Here is an 18,876-nt window from a genome sequence, read left to right as displayed (position 1 = left end):
GTTCTCCTCCCCTATTTGTTGGTAATGCGTGCCCCCTGCCGGGGCTGCGGCCGACGATGCGGCTCCTCCCGCAGCCCGGCGAGGAAATCGGTGGCGATGGCGCGGCTGAGGGCGGCCTGATCGGAGGGGCCGGTGCCGCTGACCTGCCCGTGGTTGGCATTGTCGATCACGGCAAGCGTGGCATTGCCGGCGGGCATATTGTCGAACCCGGGCAGGCGGGTGTCCCATGTGCCGGTGATGGCCTGATCGGTGGTGCCGGTCATCATGAGTGTCGGTTTGGTCAGATGCGCCCAGGCCCCGGCGGGGAAGTTCGGGCCCGGCCCGTGGAAGCTGAGCGCGATATAGGCGTCGAAACGGTCGGCGCCCTCGACGCCCAGATTGTTGGGCGCCCCGGCCTCCGCAATGACCGACTGCGCGCCCATGGAATGTCCGCCATAGACCTGTAGGGGCGCGGCGTCGAACTGCGGGCCGATGGCCTTGAGCAGCGCATCCAGATCGGCACGGCGGGCGCGGTTCAGCAGGGGGTCGGTGACCGTCTGGATCAGCATGGCGCGGCGGTTCTCGGCCTCAAGCACGCGGCGCATGGCGGGGCGGCCGGATTCGGCGTGGCGCAGGGCCCAGGTGTCCCAGCCGAGCGCATTGGCGGCCGTTGCAAGCCCGGTCAGCCCCTTTTCAGAGCCGCCCAGCCCGTGGGACAGGATCAGGATTGGCGCGCCGGGCGGGGCGGGCCAGTGCAGGACCGGCACCTCTGCCCCGTCGGCGCGGGGGATGATCAGCGCCTCCTGTGCCTTCAGCGGCAAGGCCAGAAGGATCAGGAGAGCGGCGAGCCATTTCATCGGCGGGCCATCATCGCAAGGCGGATCAGGGCCCGTTCGACCTGCGCCATGGTCGGGGCAGTCTGCCCGGCAGAGCGCAGTGACAGGTCCGTCTCCGTCACCAGTGTCAGCGCCTGTTGCAGCCGTTCCGCGCCCCAGCTCTGCGCCTGACGCAGCACCTTGTCGCGGCGGGGGCCAAAGATCGGCGGGCGGACCCGGCCAATGCCTTCGCCCGCGCCGCCGGGATGGGCGGCCACGGCATAGAGCGTGCGGAAATGGCGCATCATCCCGATACAGAGCGAAACGGGTTGCACGCCCTGTGCCTTGAGCCGCAGCATAAGCGGGCCGATATCGCCGGTCTTGGCGTCGGCGACGATATCGAGCATCTCGTCGATATCGGCCTCTGTCGTGGCGGGGGCGCAGGCAGCGACATCTTCGGGCGTCACGGCGGAAGGATCGCCATGTTTGTATAGCGCGAGCTTTTCCAGCGTCTGACGGAAATCGCCCGGGTCGATGGCGAGGGCCAGGGTCGAGAGGTCACGCAGCGCCTCCTGCCCGAGGTTCGTCAGACCAGCGCGGGCCAGCTCCGCTTCGATCTCCGCGCGGGTGGGCGGGTTGTCGTAGATCGCGGCGGCATAGGCGTTCTTGTGATCCTCGAAGAACTTGCGCAGCTTCGATGTGGGTTTCAGCTGGCCCGCCGTAATGACAACCTGCGCATCGCCGTCGCGCCAGTCTTCCAGCGCGGGCAGGATCGCCTTGATATGCGTCTCATTGGTGTCTTCGACTAAAACGACGCGGGGTCCCGGGAAGAACCCCACGGCCTTGATCGCATCCGACAGCAGCGCGGGATCTTTGCGCACATCACCGGCGGAGAGCCGCGTAAGGCGCATCTCCTCTTCCCCCTGCGGGCCGACAAGGGCCGCGACAACCTCCTGCCGTTTCAGCGCGATGCGCATGGCATCGGCGCCGTAGATCAGCAGGCCGGTGCGGTCCTTGTCGGGCCGGGCGAAGTAGCCGGCGGCATCGCGGGGAGAGAGCTTCATGCCGGCAGGGTCGCCGCCACGGCGATGAGCCGCGTCACGATATCGTCCGACAGGATCGTGGCCAGCCGTTCCTCCGCATCCCAGCGGGCGGCGCGGGTGGCGACGGTGGTGCCGGTGGCGGAATAGCCGGTGAAGCTTTCCACTTGCCCCTTGGCGAGTTCATTGCCTGTCAGGTCGGTCAGCCTGTAGCTGGCCTTGCCGATCAGGTTGAAGCGCCGGGTGATGTTGTCGGAGGTGATGGCGATCCGCTCCTCCTCCAGTTCCAGCGTGTAGCTCAGCTGGTAGGCGGGGGCGGAGGTGCGACCCAGCCGTTCCTCCAGCTGCCGCGTCATCAGGTAGGTTTCGCGGGTCGTCGGGGCAGAGACGGCGACGCGGCCGGTCAGTTTCGATGCGCCGCCGCCGGGGCCATAGGCAGGCGTGAATCCGCAGGCGGAGACACCGGCCGCCATGGGGGCGGTGGCCAGAAGTCGCAGCAGGCTGCGCCGGTCGAATGACCTGTCACATGACGACATTCACGATCCGTCCGGGGACAACGATGACCTTCTTGGGCTGGGCCCCATCCAGCGTCCTGGCGACATTCTCATGGGCGAGGGCGAGTTTTTCAACCTCGGCCTTGTCCATATCCTTGGGCACCTCGATTTCGCCGCGCCGCTTGCCGTTCACCTGAATCGGCAGGGTCACCGTATCCTCGACCATCATGGCCGGATCGGCCTTGGGCCAGGCGGCCTGGGCGATCAGCCCCTCTCCGCCGAGGGTGGCCCAGATTTCTTCGGCCAGATGCGGGGTCATGGGCGACATGAGTTGTGCGAGGGTCATCAGCGCCTCGCGTTTGGCAGCCGCACCGGCCTTGGATTTCGCGATGGTGTTGGTGAAGCCGTAGAGCTTGGCGATGGAGGCGTTGAAGCCGAAGCTTTCGACGCCGCCGGTCACATCGTGGATTGCTTTGTGCATTTCGCGCAGGAGGGCGGTGTCCTCTGCCGGGTTCGCGGGGGCATCGCCCAGTTCGGCGGCCAGACGGTAGACCCGGGCAAGGTGTTTCGACGCGGCCTCTGCCCCGGCGGCGGTCCATTCCACGTCCCGCTCCGGCGGGCTGTCGGAGAGCACGAACCAGCGGGCGGTATCGGCGCCGTACTGGCCGATGATGGCAACCGGGTCGACCACGTTGTTCTTGGATTTCGACATCTTGGCGGAGGGGATGATCTCCACCTCCGTGCCGTCCTTGAGGAAGCCTTTGCCGTCCTTCAGCTCCACATCTTCGGGGTAGTGATAGACGGGACGGCCCTCCGCCGATTTGGTCTGGAAGATGGCGTGTGTGACCATGCCCTGTGTGAAGAGCGCATCGAAGGGTTCCTTCGATTTCTCGGGCAGGTGGCCGCAGATATGCATCGCCCGGGCGAAGAAGCGGGAATAGAGCAGGTGCAGGATCGCGTGTTCGATGCCGCCGATATACTGGTCGACGTTCATCCAGTACTCCGCATCCTCCGCCACGGTGGGCGTGGTGGCGCGGGGCGCGGTGAAGCGGGCGAAATACCAGGACGAATCGACGAAAGTGTCCATCGTGTCCGTCTCGCGCTTGGCCGGCTGGCCGCAGGCGGGGCAGGCGCAGTCGCGCCAGGTCGGATGCCGGTCAAGCGGGTTGCCGGGGATGTCGAAGCTGACATCGTCGGGCAGTTCGATCGGCAGGTTCTCCTTCTTCTCCGGCACCACGCCGCAGTCAGGGCAATGGACCACCGGGATCGGGCAGCCCCAGTAACGCTGACGGGAGAGGCCCCAGTCGCGCAGGCGGAACTTGGTCACGCCATGGCCGACGCCGTTCTGTTCGCAGAAATCGACAGTGGCGTTGATCGCCTCTTCGCCGGTCTGGACCTCTTCGCCCGCGACAAGCCGGGTGTAGCGGACCTTTTCCGTCTTGGTTGGCACGAAGGGGGCCTTCTGGATGTCGATTTCGCCCTCGACCGGCACGAAGGTCTCGACAATCGGCAGGCCGTATTTGGCCGCGAATTCGTGGTCGCGCTCATCATGGCCGGGGCAGCCGAAGATCGCGCCGGTGCCGTAGTCCATCAGGATGAAATTGGCGATGTAGACGGGCAGTTCCCATGCGGTGTCAAAGGGATGCCGGACCTTGAGACCGGTGTCGTAACCGAGCTTCTCGGCCTTTTCGATGGCCTCTTCCGTGGTGCCGCCCTGACGGGCGCGGGCGCAGAATTCGGCGACCTTGGGATCGGATTTCTCCAGCTCCTTGGCCAGCGGATGGTCGGGAGAGATCCCGACGAAGGAGGCGCCCATCAGCGTGTCGGGGCGTGTGGTATAGACCTCGATCCGGTCGAACCCGGCGGGGGCGTCAACCGTCGAAAAGGCGAACTGCAGCCCGCGCGACCGGCCGATCCAGTTGGCCTGCATGGTCTTGACCTTGGCGGGCCAGTTGTCGAGCGTATCCAGCGCCTCCAGCAGCTCTTCGGAGAAGTCGGAAATCTTGAAGAACCACTGCGTCAGTTCCCGCCGTTCGACCAGCGCGCCGGAGCGCCAGCCGCGGCCGTCCTCGACCTGTTCGTTGGCCAGCACGGTCATGTCGACCGGATCCCAGTTCACCACCGCGTTCTTGCGATAGACGAGGCCTTTTTCGAGGAAATCGAGGAAGAGCGCCTGCTGCTGGCCGTAATATTCCGGGTCGCAGGTGGCAAACTTGCGCGTCCAGTCGAGCGAGAAGCCCAGCGGCTTCATCTGGTCGACCATCGCGTCGATATTGGAATAGGTCCAGTCCTTGGGGTGGCCGCCATTGGCCATGGCCGCGTTCTCGGCTGGCATGCCGAAGGCGTCAAACCCCATGGGATGCAGGACGTTGTGGCCGGTCGCGATCTTGTAGCGCGCGATCACGTCGCCCATGGTGTAGTTCCGGACATGGCCGATGTGGATACGGCCCGAGGGGTAGGGGAACATCTCAAGCACATAATATTTCGGCTTGGAGGGGTCGCGCCTGGCGGAGAAAACGCCGGCCTCGTCCCAGGCCTCCTGCCATTTCGGTTCGATTTTGGCGGCTTCGTAGCGCGACATGCTTGCCCTCTGATGTCTGGGTTGTTGCGGATGGGGTGATATGCGGGCAGAGGGCGAGGGTCCAGTGCTTTGCGCCGCAACGGCCATTGCCCAGCACGATCCGACGTGTAGACTGCCCCGAAAACGGTAGGGCGCGTGCAGTGAATATCCTGTTCATCCATCAGAATTTTCCGGGGCAATTCAAGCATCTTTCAGTTGCTCTGGGTCAGGCCGGGCACAAGGTCACGGCGTTGACGCTGCGGGTCAAAGCGCGGACGAACTGGAATGGTGTCGATGTGATCCCCTATGCGATCCGTGGCCGCAACGATCAGCGTACCCATCCCTGGGTGACGGATTTCGATACCAAGGTCACGCGGGGGGAATCATGCTACCGGGCGGCGCGATCCCTGCGGGACCAGGGGTATCAGCCGGACGTTATTATTGCCCATCCCGGCTGGGGGGAGGCCATGTTTCTGAGAGATGTCTGGCCGCAGGCGCGCATGGGTCTGTTCTGCGAGCTTTTCCATCTTACCGGGTATCCGCACAGCGGGTTCGATCCGGAGTTCCCGACCAAGGATCCGGAATCCGATGCGCTGCGGATCCGGATGAAGAACCTGAATAACTTTGTGCATTTCGACGTGGCGCAGGCTGGGATAAGCCCGACATACTTTCAGGCGGATACCTTTCCGAAGCCGTTCCGGGACCGGATCACGGTCATTCATGACGGCATCGACACCGCGGCGCTGGTGCCCAAGTCGGATGTGCAGTTCGAACTTGATGATGGCAGCATTCTGACCCGACAGGATGAGGTGATCACCTTTGTGAACCGCAATCTGGAGCCCTATCGCGGCTATCACGTGTTTATGCGTGCTCTGCCCCGGCTGCTGAAAGAACGGCCCAATGCCCGGGTGCTTATCGTCGGTGGCGATCAGGTCAGCTATGGTGCCGCCGCGCCAAAGGGGCAGACCTGGAAGCAGATTTACATCGATGAGGTCCGGGGCCGGATCCCGACGCCGGACTGGCAGCGGGTGCATTTTCTGGGGCGCATTCCCTACGACCGGTTTATCCGGCTGCTCCAGGTCGCGCGGGTCCATCTGTACCTGACCTACCCGTTTGTTCTGTCGTGGTCGCTGTTTGAGGCCATGTCCTGTGAGGGGGCCATCGTTGCCTCAGCCACGGCGCCGGTGCTTGAGGCGCTGGAACATGGCACAACCGCACGCCTTGTCGACTTCTTTGACGGGGATGCGCTGGTGGATCAGACCGTCAGCCTTCTTGAGGATGACGCGGCGCGGGCAGAGCTTGGTGCGGCAGCCCGGCGCAAAATCGTGGAGACCTATGATCTCCGGCGTTATTGCCTGCCGGCCCAGATGGACTGGGTCCGGCAACTCGCGGATATGCAGGTCTGAGCTGTGGCCTCACCGGGTCATGCAGCGCGAGGCGGCGGGAGAGCCTCAGAACCGGCGATCAGCCGAGCGCAGCTGACGCGCCCGGGTCAGGATCGCATCTTCGATGGCGCGCTGCGTGCCGTCGGCAACGGCCCGGCCGCCGGAAGACTGCACCGACACGTTGAGAGAGCGGGCATCCAGAGCGGGATCCTTGATCAGAACCGTGGCACGGTAAGCCCGGCCGCCGCCCGGAGGCGTGCCATACCCGGTGACGATCACGCCGGTGAACGGGTCGACCGATTGCACGGGCAGGAAATCAAGCACCTCCAACGAGGCATTCCAGAGGTAACGGTTCACGGCAACCTTGTCGCCGGAGTCGCGCTGGCGGAAGGCTTCCCAGATTGTCGTGCCACGCTCGGCGGCCTCGCGACCGGTCAGGCGTTCATTCGACGCGGGGGAGACATCCAGAAGGTCACTGCGCCGGCCCAGGCGGCCGCAAGACGCCACGGCCAGAATGGTCGCGAGCAGAATCGCGGACTTTGTGACAGTGGACAGGCGCATCTTGAATTCCTTCATTGGCAGGTTGCGACAGTGGTAAATAATTGCCCTGACAGGGGCAAGAAAGAAACCTGATCTGGCATGGTCTGCTGCGCATACGCCTTTCGTATAAGGACAGGCCGTCATCTGCGGCAAGCCTGTGGCAGCACTGTGACATTGCTGCACCATTTGGGGGCGTTGTCCGGTGTCGCCAGCGGCCGGGCTTGCATAAGAGGGGGTAAAAGAGCGAAAGAACTGCCATCCCCAGACGGTAACTCGGGCTGGGCGAATGTTAGAAATCGAGGGAAAACTCATGAAAAAGATTCTCTTCGCGACGACGGCCCTGGTTGCCACGGCAGGCGTTGCCGCTGCTGAAGTGACCTTCAGCGGCTATGGCCGTTTCGGTCTCGCGTATCAGGAAAACCGTGTCCACAACGGCTTCTCCGAAGAAACCTACATCACCAGCCGTCTCCGTCTGCAGATCGACGCGACAGCTGAGTCCGACAACGGTGTCTCCTTCGGCGCACGTGCTCGCATCCAGCAGAACGGCACCGATGGCGCAACTGCCACCACCATGGCAAGCCCCGCCGGCACCGGCATCAACGCAGTTCGCTTCTGGGCATCCGCTGGTGGTCTGGAACTGGGTGTTGGTAACATCTACGGTGCACTCGAATCCATGCCCGGTCAGTACGACATCGACCTGGGTCTGACCGGTGGCTCCTACGCCTACACTGTGTACGACGGCAACGGTGACTTTTACTCCTCCGGCGGCAACGGCGCAGCAAACCGTAACGGTATCGAACTGCTGTACTCCGCTGGCCCGTTCAGCGCGCACATCTCCTACTCGAACGCTGTTGGCCCGATGGGTGAGCGTCTGGCTGCCTACCTGGCCTACGAATACAGCGGCTTCACCTTCGCTGTTGCTGGTCAGGACTCCGACAACGCCGGTGACACCGAATGGTCCGCAACCATCGGTGGCGATCTCGGCCCCGTTGCAGCCACCCTGGCCTATGCCGACAACGGCACCAATGGCGAGCGTTGGGCTCTGATGGGCACCTACACCGTCATGGACGGCCTGAACCTGCAAGCCTACTATGCTGACGACAGCATCCAGGGCGACGCATACGGTGTTGACTTCAACTACTCCCTGGGCGGCGGCGTGTCCCTGCGCGGCGGTATCGAAGAAGTCTTCGGCACCACTCAGGGCGACCTTGGTGTTCGCTTCGACTTCTAATTCTCTCACCTGAGGGAATTAACGTGAGCCGGCCTTCGGGCCGGCTCATTTCGTTTCTGGACCTCTGTCGCGGTTCGTGGGATCACTTCGCCCATGTCACTGACCGATATCCAGACACGCATTGCCAAGGCCGCCCGGGATGCCGGGCGGGAGCCTGAGGGCATTACCCTGATCGCCGTTTCCAAGATGCAGCCGGAGGACCGGGTGCGTGCCGTGCTCGAAGAAGGCCAGAGGGTCTTTGGCGAGAATCGGGTGCAGGAGGCGGCAGGGAAATGGCCCGCCTTCCGCGAGGAGTTCGGGCCGGTTGAGTTGCATATCATCGGCCCGTTGCAGACCAACAAGGCACGGCAGGCGATGGAGCTGGCGCAGGCGATCCATTCCGTTGACCGGCCCAAGCTTGCCACGACGCTGGCCCGGCTGGCGGATGAGATCGGGTCCTGTCCCGATCTGTTCATTCAGGTGAATACCGGGGAAGAGCCGCAAAAGGCCGGGGTCCTGCCCGGTGATACCGATGGTTTTGTCAAAGAGGTGCGTGACCTCGGCCTACCGCTCAAGGGGCTGATGTGCATCCCGCCGGTGGAAGAGACGCCCTCGCTGCACTTTTCATTGCTGGCCAAGATCGCCGCCCGCAATGGGCTGGAAGGGCTGTCGATGGGCATGTCCGGCGATTTTGAAGAGGCCGTCAGCTTTGGCGCGACCCATGTCCGGGTCGGGTCCGCCATCTTCGGGTCGCGCGACAGTTAAGCCAGATCAGCCGATTTGCAGGACCGTCCCGGGGACCGCCTGTTCCGCGATCCAGCGGATATCCGGGCGGGCAAAGGCCAGGCACCCTTCCGTCGGATAGCCGGGCCGCCGCCATTGATGCAGGAAGATCGCCGACCCGGCGCCCGGCACCGCCTCCGGCCAATTCCAGTCGGTCAGCAGGATGATGTCATAGAGCGGATCGGCCCGGCGCAGCTTTTCGTGGCTGGGGCCATAGGGCGCATGGACCAGCTGATTATAGGCCGGGTCCCGGGCATCGTCGGACCAGAGCATGCCCGGCAGGATCGGCAGGGCCCAGGGGGCGGGGCGGGTCACACGGTCCGGCCGGAAGAGACAACCAACGATCCTATGTCGGCCGATGGGGGTGGCGCCGTCCCCCTCCCGCTTGGTGGCGGACAGCCCGCCGCGCCCGATGGTGCAGGGCAGGGTTCGCCCGGCAAAAGCCAGGCCCCGGGCGGTCAGGCGCATCACAGCAGATGCCCCGATTTCTTCGCCTTGGTGGCGAGGTAATGGGCATTATGCGGGTTCTCGCCCACCTTCAGCGGCACACGTTCCGTCACGGCAATGCCTGCGCGTTCCATCATGGCGATCTTGGCGGGGTTGTTCGTCAGCAGCCGGGCGGAGGAGAAGCCCATTTCCTTCAGCAGGGCCGCGCCCAGCCGGAAATCGCGCTCGTCATCCTCAAATCCCAGCCGGTGATTGGCCTCGACCGTGTCAAATCCCTGATCCTGCAGAGAATAGGCGCGCATCTTGTTGGCGAGGCCAATCCCGCGCCCCTCCTGATTGAGGTACAGCAGCACGCCCGCACCTTCCGCCCCCATCTGTGCCAGCGCGCCGCGCAGCTGGGGTCCGCAGTCGCATTTCAGCGAGCCCAGCAGGTCGCCGGTGAAACAGGCGGAATGCAGCCGGGCGAGCACGGGCTTGTCGCGCGGCGGACGGCCGATTTCGATGGCATAATGTTCTTCCCCGCCGTCTTCGGGGCGGAAGACATGGACACGGGAATTCTCGGCCGCCGAAAGCGGCACGCGGGCGGAGATGACATCCGCCAGCGGGCTGGCGGAATCGAGCGCCAGCCGCACCGGCATGGCCTCCAGCACGGTCAGCCCCTCCGGCGGTGTCGCCACGGACAAGACCAGTGCGGCGGGCAGAAGCCGGGCGGATTTCAGGATGCGCAGCGCCAGTCGGTCCAGATCGGCGGGTCCATCGCGCCGGGCTGTCAGCGGGCCCTTCATCGGGGAACGCAGGTCATCCGCCGGGTCGGCCACGGCATTCAGCCAGCCAAGGTCAGCATCCCCGGGCAGTACGATCCGGGCCAGGTCGCCGTCATAGGGCCGGGCTTTCAGCGTCTCTGCCCGGCGTGCCGTGATGGTCAGGTGAGGCCGCGCGTCCAGCAGGGCCAATGCCGCAAGACGCTCCGCCGACAAAGTTTCCACGGCCAGAAACAGCGCCAGCCGGTCGCCTTCGGCCAGCACGACAGGCAGGCCCATGCGAAGGTCGGCACGGGCACGCGCCAGCAGGTCAGCGGCGGACGGGGTCAGGGACATGGGCAGGCTCCTGCAATCTCCGTCCCTACATAAGCACTCTGTTCCAAAGTTGAAATATTTCCGATCAGGGGGACACGAGCGCGTGAGTCCCCTGTCGCAAATCTTGTCGGGTCCGTGAACCGCAACAATGTGAGCGTCAACACCGGCAGACCGCCGGACAAAGGAGGGCCGGACAATGGCACAGATGAAACGCATACTGCTGGTCGATGACGATGACGACCTGCGCGAGGCGCTGAGCGAGCAGCTCGTCATGACCGAGGATTTCGATGTCCTGGAGGCAAACAATGGCGGCTGCGCCATGCAGAAGGTCAAGGAATCGCTCTTTGATCTGGTGATCCTCGACGTGGGTCTGCCCGATACCGACGGGCGGGAGCTCTGCCGGCTGATGCGGAAACAGGGTGTAAAAGCGCCGATTCTCATGCTGACCGGGCATGACAGCGACGCGGATACGATCCTGGGCCTCGACGCGGGCGCAAATGACTACGTGGCGAAACCGTTCAAATTCCCGGTGCTGCTGGCCCGGATCCGCGCCCAGCTGCGGCAGCACGAGCAGAGCGAGGACGCCGTGTTCCAGCTGGGACCTTACACGTTCCGGCCCAGCATGAAGATGCTGATCACCGAGGATGAGAAGAAGATCCGCCTGACGGAGAAAGAGACCAACATCCTGAAATTCCTCTATCGTTCGACGGATGGCGTGGTTGCGCGCGACGTGCTGCTGCATGAGGTCTGGGGCTATAATGCTGGCGTCACGACCCATACGCTGGAAACCCACATCTACCGTCTGCGCCAGAAGATCGAGCCCGATCCGTCCAATGCCCGCCTGCTGGTCACCGAAAGCGGCGGCTACCGGCTGGTGGCATAAAAGCCACAACCTGAGGGTGAATTAGGGTAAGGAAAACCGGAATAAGTCGGGGTTGCGCAAAAATGCTATGATGCAGCATGGCCCTTAGGGAACCATCCCGCGCATATCCGGGTTCGATATGCACCTCCCTGTTGGACTTGCCCGGGCCTTCGCGCCCGGGTCTCTTTTTTCCGATGGCCTGCGGGGCTATGCGCGCCCGTACCCCCTTGACCGCGACGTCCCGCCATGGTCACTCCGCCCCATGCCAGATTACTACGCTTTCACCGACGGAGCCTGCTCCGGCAATCCCGGCCCCGGCGGCTGGGGCGTCCTGCTACAGGCCAAAGACGGGGAAACCCTTCTGAAGGAACGGGACCTCAAGGGAGGGGAGGCGGAGACCACCAATAATCGGATGGAGCTTCTGGCGGCGATCAACGCTTTGGAAGCCCTGGGCCGCGCCACCCCGATCACGGTGATCACCGACAGCGCCTATGTGAAGAACGGCGTGACCAGCTGGATCCACGGCTGGAAGCGTAACGGCTGGAAGACGGCAGATCGCAAGCCGGTGAAGAATGCCGATCTCTGGCAGAGGCTCGATCAGGCCGCCGCGCGGCATCAGGTGACCTGGAAATGGGTCAAGGGCCATGCCGGTCATCCGGAAAACGAACGCGCGGACGAGCTGGCCCGCGAAGGCATGAAACCCTTCAAATAGGGCCCTCAATCCGCGGCGCGCCGCACTAAGCCGCGAAAGGTGCCGGATTACCGGGGCCCGTACCGCTGCCACAGCCAGATCAGCAGCAGCGCACCAAGCACGGCCCCGATCAGCCCGGCAAACAGCCCCATGACCGACAGCAGCGCCCGCAGCACCAGCCCGCCGATCAGCGCGCCCGCCATGCCGATGCCGATGGTCACCGGGATGGAGGCCTCGATCCGCATCATCCGCGTTGCCAGGAATCCTGCCGCCGCGCCTACGATCAACAACCAGATTGCCGCCATTTTCCCCTCACTTCCGCCGGTAATGGGTCGGTACGATCACCAGAGCACCAATAGATGACAGGATCGCATCAATGCCCGGCGAAAACAGTCGGACCCCGAACATGATCCGCACAAAGTAAAACAGGAAGGCGCCGCCGATACAGATGATGATCGACGGCAGATAGCCGTTGCGGGTAAAACCCGACCGTTCGGAGACATATCCGACGATTCCCGCAATCACCACCGTGCCGATCAGCGTCGGGAACATGTGCTATCCTTCCAGTCTTGTGCCCGCGGGCAGGGGCCTGCCACGCAGATAGTCCTCCCGATCCTGCGCGCCCTTGCCCGCCCTCTGCAAGCGCAGAACCTCCACTGCGCCGGTGCCACAGGCAATCCGCAGCTGGTTGTCCAGTGTTTCACCGGGCGTCCCATCCCCCTCGGCCAGCCGCGACCGCAGCAGCTTCACCCGCTCGCCCCCGATTTCGCACCAGGCGCCCGGAAAGGGCGAGAGGCCCCGGATCTGCCGGTCCACCTCACCGGCAGGCCGGGTCCAGTCCACGCGCGCCTCCGCCTTGTCGATCTTGTGGGCATAGGTGACGCCCGCCTCGGGCTGCGGCTCTGCCGCCAGATCATCCAGCCGCGCCAGCGCCTCCACAATCAATTTAGCCCCAAGTGCTGACAGCCGGCCATGCAGCTCCGCCGTCACTTCCTCCACGCCGATCTCCAGACGGTCGCTCAACAGCACCGGCCCGGTATCCAGCCCGGCCTCCATCTGCATGATGCAGACCCCGGTCTCGGCATCTCCGGCCAAGATCGCCCGGTGGATCGGCGCCGCTCCGCGCCAGCGCGGCAACAGGCTGGCATGGATGTTCAGGCATCCCCGATCAGGCGCATCCAGCACCGCCTGCGGCAGGATCAGACCATAGGCCACCACAACCGCCACATCGGCCTCCAGCGCGGCAAACTCCGCCTGTGCCTCCGCCCCCTTCAGCGAGACCGGATGCCGGACCGCCAGACCCAGCTCCTCCGCCCGCTGATGCACCGGGGTCGGACGGTCCTTCTTGCCGCGTCCGGCCGGCCGGGGCGGCTGGCAGTAGACACAGGCAATCTCATGGCCCGCTGCGACCAGCGCCTCCAGCACCGGCACGGAAAACTCCGGCGTCCCCATGAACACGATCCGCATCTGGCGCTCCCTTCCCCTTCATCTTGGCAAAAATACTCCGGGGAGCGCGAGGGGCAGCGCCCCTCGCCCCCGCCGCTGGCTCAGCCGGCGGCTTTCCGGGCTTTCCGCAGCAGCATGTCCCGTTTCATCCGGCTCAGCCGGTCGAAATACATCCGCCCGGCAAGATGGTCGATCTGGTGCTGGACCGATGTCGCCCAGAGCCCGACAAAATCCCGCTCCTCGACAACACCGTCCGCATTCAGGAAGCGTACCGTCACTGCCCGGGGCCGGGTGATCGTCGCGGAGACACCCGGCAGGCAGGGCGAGGCCTCCTCGTGGTCGCGCGGCTCCACGCTGGCGTGCAGCACCTCGGGGTTGGCCATGAGCACGGCCTGACCCCGCTCGGAGGAGGCATCAACCACCGCCAGCCGTTGCATCACGCCGATCTGGACGGCGGCGAGGCCGACGCCGGGCATGGCCTCCATCGTATCGACCATGTCCTGCCAGATCGCCTGTTCGACCGGGGTAATTTCCGTGACATCCGCCGCCACGCTCTTCAGGCGCGGGTCGGGCCAGCGCAGGATCGGACGGGGGCTCATCCGAGCGCCCCGTAGTCCACCACAAGCTGCGCCCGCGTGGCCGTGTCGATCCGGTCGAAGATGACGCGCCCGTCGAGGTGGTCATATTCATGCTGGGCGCAGACGGCATGAAACCCCGTCAGCTCCGCCTCGTGCTGGGTCCATCCGGTATCGAACCAGCGCAGGACGATCCGGCCCGGCCGCGACACCCGTGCCGCGACACCGGGGATGGAGAGGCAGGCCTCCTCATGTGCCGCGACCTCCTCCGATTGCGACAGGATTTCCGGATTTACGCAGACCATCGGGGTTGGCGTGCCCTCCTTCCAGGTCACATCCATCACGAAGATACGTTTCATGACGCCCACCTGCGGCCCTGCCAGGCCGCGCCCGGGGGCGGCATACATCGTCTCCAGCATATCGGCGGCGAGCGCTTGCAGGTCCTCGCCCGGCGCAACCGGCGCGCAGATCTCGCTCAGCCGCGGGTCCGGCCATTTCAGGATCGGCAGCACCGCCATGTCAGGCCCGCGCCCGGTCGCGCTTGAGTTTCTGCATCTTGCGCGTGATCATCTGCCGCTTGATGGGCGAGAGGTAGTCGATAAAGAGTTTGCCATCGAGATGGTCGATCTCGTGCTGGACGCAGGTGGCCCAGAGCTTGTCAAAGGTCTCTTCCCGGGCATTGCCGTCGCGGTCCATCCAGCGGACCGTAACCTCGGCGGGGCGCTCCACCTCGGCATATTGTTCGGGGATCGACAGGCAGCCTTCCTCGTACACGCTGCGTTCATCCGATGCGGCTATGACTTCGGGGTTGAACATGATCAGCGGTCGCGGGGTCGATCCATCGTCCTTTTCGCAATCCATCACGATCAGGCGGGTCATCAGCCCGATCTGCGGCCCGGCCAGCCCGATACCGGGGGCGTCGTACATCGTCTCCAGCATGTCATCGGCGGTCGTGCGCAGCTCGTCCGTCAGCTCGGTGACGGCGGGCACGGCCTTTTTCAGCCGGGGATCGGGATGGATCAGGATCGGGCGTTTCATGGCGCTTCATGTAAGCGAAGGCGCGGGGGCGCGCAATCTCCGGGCCGCAGCTATCGCATAGATGCACAGGTGCCTTGTCACTATGTGACCTTGAAGCCGCCGGGCAGAGGGATAACGTCTCACAAAATGCTCAGGACGACCAAATGACCCTCCCCAATTTCGACGAGCGCATCGAACGGCGCGGCACCCATTCGGCAAAATGGGACAAGATGGAAGATTTCTGTGGCGTTTCCGCCGAGGACGGGCTGCCCATGTGGGTGGCCGATATGGATTTCCGGCCGCCGGCAGGGGTGCGTCAGGCGGTGGTCGATTATGCCGGACATGGCGTCTTTGGCTATTTCGGCAAGGATGACGACTATCTGAACGCGATCTGCTGGTGGATGCAGAACCGTCATGGATGGGAGGTCGATCCGGGCCATATCTTTTCGACCCATGGTCTGGTGAACGGCACCGGCCTCTGCGTGGAGGCCTATACCCAGCCCGGCGATGGCGTGGTCATGTTCACCCCGATCTACCATGCGTTTTTCCGGGTCATCCATGCGGCAGGCCGCAAGGTGGTGGAATGCCCGCTGGCGCTGGACGACGGGCGCTACGGTTTCGATTTCGATGCCTATGACCGGCAGATGACGGGCAATGAAAAGCTGCTGGTCTTCTGTTCGCCGCATAATCCCGGCGGTCGCGTCTGGACCCGGGAAGAGCTGGAGGGCGTGCTGGAGTTTGCCCGCCGTCACGACCTGATCATTGTCTCGGACGAGATCCATCATGACCTCGTTCTGCCCGGCAACCGCCACATCCCCTTTGCCACCATGCCCGGCGCGGCGGAACGGCTGGTTATGATGTCGGCCTCCACCAAGACGTTCAATCTGGCGGGGATGCATACCGGCAATGTCATCATCTCCGACCCCGATCTGCGTTCTGCGTTCGAGGCGAAGATGGGTGCGCTCGGGATTTCGCCCAATGCGTTTGGCAAGCATATGGTGACGGCGGCCTATACGCCGGAAGGGGCGGAATGGGTCGATGCGCTGATGGCCTATATCGATGGCAACCGGAAGGTGTTCGATGCCGGGCTGGCAAAGATCCCCGGGGTGAAGCCGATGCGGCTGGAGGGCACCTACCTCTCTTGGGTGGATTTTGCGGATACCGGCATGACGGAGACGGAAGTGGCCCGGCGCATCATGAAGGATGCAAAGATCGCGGTGAACCAGGGCGGGACGTTTGGTGCCGGGGGCGCGACCTTCGAACGGTTCAACCTCGCCACGCCGCGGGCGCTGGTCGAAGAGGCGGTGGAACGGATGCAGGCGGCCTTTTCGGACCTGCAATGATCATCCCAGCAAAACGGCAATGACGCCCGCGACTGACAGGAGCGATCCGGTCAGCCCGCGTGCGCCCATGCTCCGGTCGCCATGGATCAGCCGGTTCAGCCCGATGGTGATCAGCGGATAGATTGCCACAACCGGAGAGACCTGAACCACATCCCCCATGCCAAGCGCGGCGTAGAGCATCAGCAGCGCCGTGCCGTTGCAGACCCCGATGGCCATAAACCACCGAATGCCCGCGCCTGCCCGGGCTGGCATTTTCTGGCGCAGGCTGAGGCGGACCAGCCAGATCACGCCAGAGGACATCAGGTAACCGATCAGCGCCGCCGCAAAGGCGGAAGGCCAGTATTCGTAGCCGAGCTTTACTACGGGCTGCACGGCGCCTCTGAAGAAGGCGCCTGCCAGCGGGATTGCCAGCACGGCGAGCCGGGCCGCCGGATTGCTGCGCGCGCGGTCCAGCGCCAGCAGAACAAGCCCGGCGCAGACCGCGAATATCCCGGCCCATTGCTGCGGGCTGGGCACTTCGCCCAAGAGCAGGATCGCCAGAGATATCGCAAAAATCGGGGAGAGATTGCCGAGCCCGCCCGTCAGGTTGGGTCCGAGAGCGCGGTTCGACAAGAAGTTCATCAGGGAGACGACGGCCGGGTAGACGACACCTGCCGCCGCAAAAATGGCCGCGCCCCGGGCATCGAAAGTGGTCCAGTCAACTGTGAATGGGGACAGGCAGGCGAAAAGCAGGAGCGAGGTTGGTACTGAATATGAGGCCCCGAGGATCGGCGGCAATGTCCGCAATCCATAGGTCGTCAGCACGAGGCCCATCGCCATAAAGACGGCCGCCCCGATCGACAGGAGGAATATCCAAATGTCCAAAATGCCGCGCCCCGTTCACCTGTCCGCGCAGATTAGCCGTCTGCCCGGGCGGTGCGAGGGCAAAAGCGGTATTGCGGCGACTGGCAGACGTTCGGGCCGGCGTCAGGCGGGGACGCGCAGCACGCGGGGCACTTTGAATTCGACGTTTTCCTGCGCCGTCTCGACCTGTTCGACGGTGACATCGAAGCGGGTGCGCAGCGCGTCGATCACCTCGTTCACCAGCACCTCGGGGGCGGAGGCGCCGGCGGTGATGCCGATGGCGCGGATACCCTCCAACGACCGCCAGTCGATGTCGTCGGCACGCTGCACCAGCTGGGCATAGCCGCAGCCATTGCGCGCCGCGACCTCGACCAGGCGGCGGGAATTAGAGGAATTCGGCGCGCCCACAACCAGCATGGCGTCGATCTTGCCCGCCATGGCCTTCACGGCCTCCTGCCGGTTGGTGGTGGCGTAACAGATGTCTTCCTTGTGTGGCCCGACGATCTGGGGAAAGCGGGCCTGCAGGGCGGCGACGATATCGCGGGTGTCGTCGATCGACAGGGTGGTCTGGGTCACAAAGGCCAGCTGCGCGGGGTCGCGCACGGTCAGGGTCGCAACATCCGCCTCCGTCTCAACCAGAAGGACCTCGCCCTCGGGAAGTTGGCCCATGGTGCCGATGGTCTCCGGGTGGCCGGCATGGCCGATCATAACGATCTGAAGACCGTTCTCGTGATGCCGCTCCGCCTCGATATGCACCTTGGAGACAAGGGGGCAGGTGGCATCGACATAGATCATCTCGCGCCGCGCGGCCTCTGCCGGGACAGCTTTGGGCACGCCATGGGCGGAGAAGATCACTGGGCGGTCATCGGGGCAGTCGTCCAGCTCCTCGACAAAGACGGCGCCCTGGGCCTTCAGCCCGTCCACGACGTATTTGTTGTGCACGATCTCGTGGCGCACATAGACAGGGGCGCCCCATTTCTGGATCGCCATTTCCACGATCTTGATCGCGCGGTCCACACCGGCACAGAACCCGCGGGGGGCGGCCAGATACAGGGTCAGCGGTGGTTTCGACATGCCGTCACCTCTCCTTTGCGGGAGTGCTACGCGCGCAGCGGCCGCCCGTCCAGCCCCCCGAGAGGGACAGGACGCGGTCCGGACCGGTGCCGATCTGCCTCAGGCGCTTGTTTCGGCCCGATTTCTCGTTTCGACCTGATCATTGTCGCGCGGCGGTCGACCGATCACATCGCGGAGATCTTCCAGTTCGATGAAATTGTCGGCCTGACGACGCAGTTCGTCGGCAATCATGGGAGGCTGGCTGCGGATCGTGGACACGATGGAGACCCTGACGCCCTGACGCTGCAGACTTTCCACAAGCGGCCGGAAATCGCCGTCGCCTGAGAAGATGACGATATGGTCCACGCGGGGCGCAAGTTCCATGGCATCGACCGTAAGCTCGATGTCCATATTCCCTTTGACCTTCCGGCGGCCTTGGCTATCAGTGTATTCCTTGGCGGGCTTGGTCACCATGGAGAAGCCGTTATAGTGCAGCCAGTCGACCAGAGGCCGGATCGGGGAATATTCGTCGTTTTCCAGAAGCGCTGTGTAGTAAAACGCGCGCAGCAACTTTCCGCGGCGCATGAATTCCTGGCGAAGAAGCTTATAATCAATATCAAAACCAAGAGACTTGGCTGCCGCATAAAGATTGGAGCCATCGATGAACAGCGCCAGCCGTTCGTCTTTGTAAAACATAGTCTACCTTTCCGAGGTGCG

22 protein-coding genes are annotated in these 18,876 nt (G+C 64.1%); 6 read left to right on the top strand and 16 right to left on the bottom strand.

Going from position 1 to position 18,876, the window contains the following annotated elements:
- Positions 1-11 precede the first annotated feature (11 nt).
- The 4 genes from ACRARG_RS10595 to leuS are packed head-to-tail and all read right to left on the bottom strand — an operon-like array spanning position 12 to position 4,909.
- Positions 12-836, bottom strand: a complete 825-nt coding sequence (locus ACRARG_RS10595; protein ID WP_432689976.1) for an alpha/beta hydrolase — start codon at positions 834-836, stop codon at positions 12-14.
- Complete coding sequence (gene holA / locus ACRARG_RS10590; RefSeq protein WP_432689975.1) at positions 833-1,858, bottom strand: DNA polymerase III subunit delta; 1,026 nt, start codon at positions 1,856-1,858, stop codon at positions 833-835. The genes ACRARG_RS10595 and holA overlap by 4 nt, the downstream gene beginning before the upstream one ends.
- Positions 1,855-2,370 (bottom strand): LPS assembly lipoprotein LptE, encoded by a 516-nt coding sequence (gene lptE, locus ACRARG_RS10585; protein ID WP_432689974.1) that lies wholly within the window; start codon positions 2,368-2,370, stop codon positions 1,855-1,857. Before lptE ends, holA begins: the two co-directional genes overlap by 4 nt.
- Positions 2,357-4,909: a leucine--tRNA ligase gene (gene leuS, locus ACRARG_RS10580; protein WP_432689973.1), complete on the bottom strand. Its 2,553-nt coding sequence runs from the start codon at positions 4,907-4,909 to the stop codon at positions 2,357-2,359. The genes lptE and leuS overlap by 14 nt, the downstream gene beginning before the upstream one ends.
- Positions 4,910-5,049: 140 nt before the next feature.
- On the opposite strand from leuS, the gene ACRARG_RS10575 reads away from it, so the two are divergent.
- The gene (locus ACRARG_RS10575; RefSeq protein ID WP_432689972.1) at positions 5,050-6,294 is read left to right on the top strand and encodes a glycosyltransferase; all 1,245 of its coding nucleotides are present in this window, start codon (positions 5,050-5,052) and stop codon (positions 6,292-6,294) included.
- Between the two features lie 45 nt (positions 6,295-6,339).
- Here ACRARG_RS10575 and ACRARG_RS10570 read toward each other — a convergent pair whose 3' ends face one another.
- A complete protein-coding gene (locus tag ACRARG_RS10570) occupies positions 6,340-6,834 on the bottom strand; it encodes a DUF3576 domain-containing protein (RefSeq protein WP_432689971.1) in 495 nt (164 codons plus the stop codon).
- 289 nt (positions 6,835-7,123) lie between these two features.
- Between ACRARG_RS10570 and ACRARG_RS10565 the strand changes: the two genes are divergently transcribed.
- Together ACRARG_RS10565 and ACRARG_RS10560 are read left to right on the top strand one after the other, a co-directional pair.
- Positions 7,124-8,044, top strand: coding sequence for a porin (locus ACRARG_RS10565; RefSeq protein ID WP_432689970.1), 921 nt, complete (start codon positions 7,124-7,126; stop codon positions 8,042-8,044).
- Between the two features lie 93 nt (positions 8,045-8,137).
- Complete coding sequence (locus ACRARG_RS10560; RefSeq protein WP_432689969.1) at positions 8,138-8,788, top strand: YggS family pyridoxal phosphate-dependent enzyme; 651 nt, start codon at positions 8,138-8,140, stop codon at positions 8,786-8,788.
- A gap of 6 nt (positions 8,789-8,794) precedes the next feature.
- Here ACRARG_RS10560 and ACRARG_RS10555 read toward each other — a convergent pair whose 3' ends face one another.
- Complete coding sequence (locus ACRARG_RS10555) at positions 8,795-9,274, bottom strand: L,D-transpeptidase family protein (protein WP_432689968.1); 480 nt, start codon at positions 9,272-9,274, stop codon at positions 8,795-8,797.
- A complete protein-coding gene (ribA, locus tag ACRARG_RS10550) occupies positions 9,274-10,350 on the bottom strand; it encodes a GTP cyclohydrolase II (protein WP_432689967.1) in 1,077 nt (358 codons plus the stop codon). The genes ACRARG_RS10555 and ribA overlap by 1 nt, the downstream gene beginning before the upstream one ends.
- A gap of 175 nt (positions 10,351-10,525) precedes the next feature.
- On the opposite strand from ribA, the gene ACRARG_RS10545 reads away from it, so the two are divergent.
- Together ACRARG_RS10545 and rnhA are read left to right on the top strand one after the other, a co-directional pair.
- Positions 10,526-11,212 carry a response regulator transcription factor gene (locus tag ACRARG_RS10545; RefSeq protein WP_432689966.1) on the top strand — a complete coding sequence of 229 codons (687 nt, stop codon included), beginning with the start codon at positions 10,526-10,528 and terminating at the stop codon, positions 11,210-11,212.
- Between the two features lie 241 nt (positions 11,213-11,453).
- Positions 11,454-11,903: a ribonuclease HI gene (gene rnhA / locus ACRARG_RS10540; protein ID WP_432689965.1), complete on the top strand. Its 450-nt coding sequence runs from the start codon at positions 11,454-11,456 to the stop codon at positions 11,901-11,903.
- A 47-nt stretch (positions 11,904-11,950) separates the two neighbouring features.
- Here the strand turns inward: rnhA and ACRARG_RS10535 are convergent, their stop codons facing one another.
- The 6 genes from ACRARG_RS10535 to def (ACRARG_RS10510) all read right to left on the bottom strand — a co-directional run bounded on the left by ACRARG_RS10535 (position 11,951) and on the right by def (ACRARG_RS10510) (position 14,941).
- A complete protein-coding gene (locus tag ACRARG_RS10535) occupies positions 11,951-12,187 on the bottom strand; it encodes a GlsB/YeaQ/YmgE family stress response membrane protein (RefSeq protein WP_432689964.1) in 237 nt (78 codons plus the stop codon).
- Positions 12,188-12,194: 7 nt separating this feature from the next.
- Positions 12,195-12,434, bottom strand: coding sequence for a hypothetical protein (locus ACRARG_RS10530; RefSeq protein WP_432689963.1), 240 nt, complete (start codon positions 12,432-12,434; stop codon positions 12,195-12,197).
- 3 nt (positions 12,435-12,437) lie between these two features.
- Complete coding sequence (gene fmt / locus ACRARG_RS10525; RefSeq protein WP_432689962.1) at positions 12,438-13,349, bottom strand: methionyl-tRNA formyltransferase; 912 nt, start codon at positions 13,347-13,349, stop codon at positions 12,438-12,440.
- A gap of 80 nt (positions 13,350-13,429) precedes the next feature.
- A complete protein-coding gene (gene def, locus ACRARG_RS10520; RefSeq protein ID WP_432689961.1) occupies positions 13,430-13,927 on the bottom strand; it encodes a peptide deformylase in 498 nt (165 codons plus the stop codon).
- Positions 13,924-14,421, bottom strand: a complete 498-nt coding sequence (gene def / locus ACRARG_RS10515; protein ID WP_432689960.1) for a peptide deformylase — start codon at positions 14,419-14,421, stop codon at positions 13,924-13,926. The genes def (ACRARG_RS10520) and def (ACRARG_RS10515) overlap by 4 nt, the downstream gene beginning before the upstream one ends.
- Before the next feature lies 1 nt (position 14,422).
- Positions 14,423-14,941, bottom strand: coding sequence for a peptide deformylase (gene def, locus ACRARG_RS10510; RefSeq protein WP_432689959.1), 519 nt, complete (start codon positions 14,939-14,941; stop codon positions 14,423-14,425).
- A gap of 143 nt (positions 14,942-15,084) precedes the next feature.
- Here def (ACRARG_RS10510) and ACRARG_RS10505 point away from each other — a divergent pair, with 143 nt between their 5' ends.
- Entirely contained in the window at positions 15,085-16,263 is a 1,179-nt protein-coding gene (locus tag ACRARG_RS10505) for a MalY/PatB family protein (RefSeq protein WP_432689958.1), read from the top strand.
- On the opposite strand, the gene ACRARG_RS10500 is transcribed toward ACRARG_RS10505, so the two are convergent.
- The 3 genes from ACRARG_RS10500 to ACRARG_RS10490 form a co-directional block, all read right to left on the bottom strand.
- Positions 16,264-17,127 carry an EamA family transporter gene (locus tag ACRARG_RS10500; RefSeq protein WP_432689957.1) on the bottom strand — a complete coding sequence of 288 codons (864 nt, stop codon included), beginning with the start codon at positions 17,125-17,127 and terminating at the stop codon, positions 16,264-16,266. It abuts the gene before it with no gap.
- Positions 17,128-17,229: 102 nt separating this feature from the next.
- Entirely contained in the window at positions 17,230-18,180 is a 951-nt protein-coding gene (gene ispH / locus ACRARG_RS10495) for a 4-hydroxy-3-methylbut-2-enyl diphosphate reductase (protein WP_432689956.1), read from the bottom strand.
- A gap of 99 nt (positions 18,181-18,279) precedes the next feature.
- Entirely contained in the window at positions 18,280-18,855 is a 576-nt protein-coding gene (locus ACRARG_RS10490; protein ID WP_432689955.1) for a LabA-like NYN domain-containing protein, read from the bottom strand.
- Positions 18,856-18,876: the final 21 nt, after the last annotated feature.

Origin of the sequence: Pseudooceanicola profundi (assembly GCF_050897955.1) — a bacterium.
Lineage (GTDB): Bacteria > Pseudomonadota > Alphaproteobacteria > Rhodobacterales > Rhodobacteraceae > Pseudooceanicola.
Note: the sequence above shows the minus strand (reverse complement) of the source record. Positions and strands in the feature narration are given on the sequence as shown.

Excerpts from the sequence above, each read along its gene's own strand:
- ACRARG_RS10595 (WP_432689976.1), bottom strand. The coding sequence starts at position 836 with ATGAAATGGCTCGCCGCTCTCCTGATCCTTCTGGCCTTGCCGCTGAAG.
- holA (WP_432689975.1), bottom strand. The coding sequence starts at position 1,858 with ATGAAGCTCTCTCCCCGCGATGCCGCCGGCTACTTCGCCCGGCCCGAC.
- lptE (WP_432689974.1), bottom strand. The coding sequence starts at position 2,370 with ATGTCGTCATGTGACAGGTCATTCGACCGGCGCAGCCTGCTGCGACTT.
- leuS (WP_432689973.1), bottom strand. The coding sequence starts at position 4,909 with ATGTCGCGCTACGAAGCCGCCAAAATCGAACCGAAATGGCAGGAGGCC.
- ACRARG_RS10570 (WP_432689971.1), bottom strand. The coding sequence starts at position 6,834 with ATGCGCCTGTCCACTGTCACAAAGTCCGCGATTCTGCTCGCGACCATT.
- ACRARG_RS10565 (WP_432689970.1), top strand. The coding sequence starts at position 7,124 with ATGAAAAAGATTCTCTTCGCGACGACGGCCCTGGTTGCCACGGCAGGC.
- ACRARG_RS10560 (WP_432689969.1), top strand. The coding sequence starts at position 8,138 with ATGTCACTGACCGATATCCAGACACGCATTGCCAAGGCCGCCCGGGAT.
- ACRARG_RS10555 (WP_432689968.1), bottom strand. The coding sequence starts at position 9,274 with ATGCGCCTGACCGCCCGGGGCCTGGCTTTTGCCGGGCGAACCCTGCCC.
- ribA (WP_432689967.1), bottom strand. The coding sequence starts at position 10,350 with ATGTCCCTGACCCCGTCCGCCGCTGACCTGCTGGCGCGTGCCCGTGCC.
- ACRARG_RS10545 (WP_432689966.1), top strand. The coding sequence starts at position 10,526 with ATGGCACAGATGAAACGCATACTGCTGGTCGATGACGATGACGACCTG.
- rnhA (WP_432689965.1), top strand. The coding sequence starts at position 11,454 with ATGCCAGATTACTACGCTTTCACCGACGGAGCCTGCTCCGGCAATCCC.
- ACRARG_RS10535 (WP_432689964.1), bottom strand. The coding sequence starts at position 12,187 with ATGGCGGCAATCTGGTTGTTGATCGTAGGCGCGGCGGCAGGATTCCTG.
- ACRARG_RS10530 (WP_432689963.1), bottom strand. The coding sequence starts at position 12,434 with ATGTTCCCGACGCTGATCGGCACGGTGGTGATTGCGGGAATCGTCGGA.
- fmt (WP_432689962.1), bottom strand. The coding sequence starts at position 13,349 with ATGCGGATCGTGTTCATGGGGACGCCGGAGTTTTCCGTGCCGGTGCTG.
- def (WP_432689961.1), bottom strand. The coding sequence starts at position 13,927 with ATGAGCCCCCGTCCGATCCTGCGCTGGCCCGACCCGCGCCTGAAGAGC.
- def (WP_432689960.1), bottom strand. The coding sequence starts at position 14,421 with ATGGCGGTGCTGCCGATCCTGAAATGGCCGGACCCGCGGCTGAGCGAG.
- def (WP_432689959.1), bottom strand. The coding sequence starts at position 14,941 with ATGAAACGCCCGATCCTGATCCATCCCGATCCCCGGCTGAAAAAGGCC.
- ACRARG_RS10505 (WP_432689958.1), top strand. The coding sequence starts at position 15,085 with ATGACCCTCCCCAATTTCGACGAGCGCATCGAACGGCGCGGCACCCAT.
- ispH (WP_432689956.1), bottom strand. The coding sequence starts at position 18,180 with ATGTCGAAACCACCGCTGACCCTGTATCTGGCCGCCCCCCGCGGGTTC.
- ACRARG_RS10490 (WP_432689955.1), bottom strand. The coding sequence starts at position 18,855 with ATGTTTTACAAAGACGAACGGCTGGCGCTGTTCATCGATGGCTCCAAT.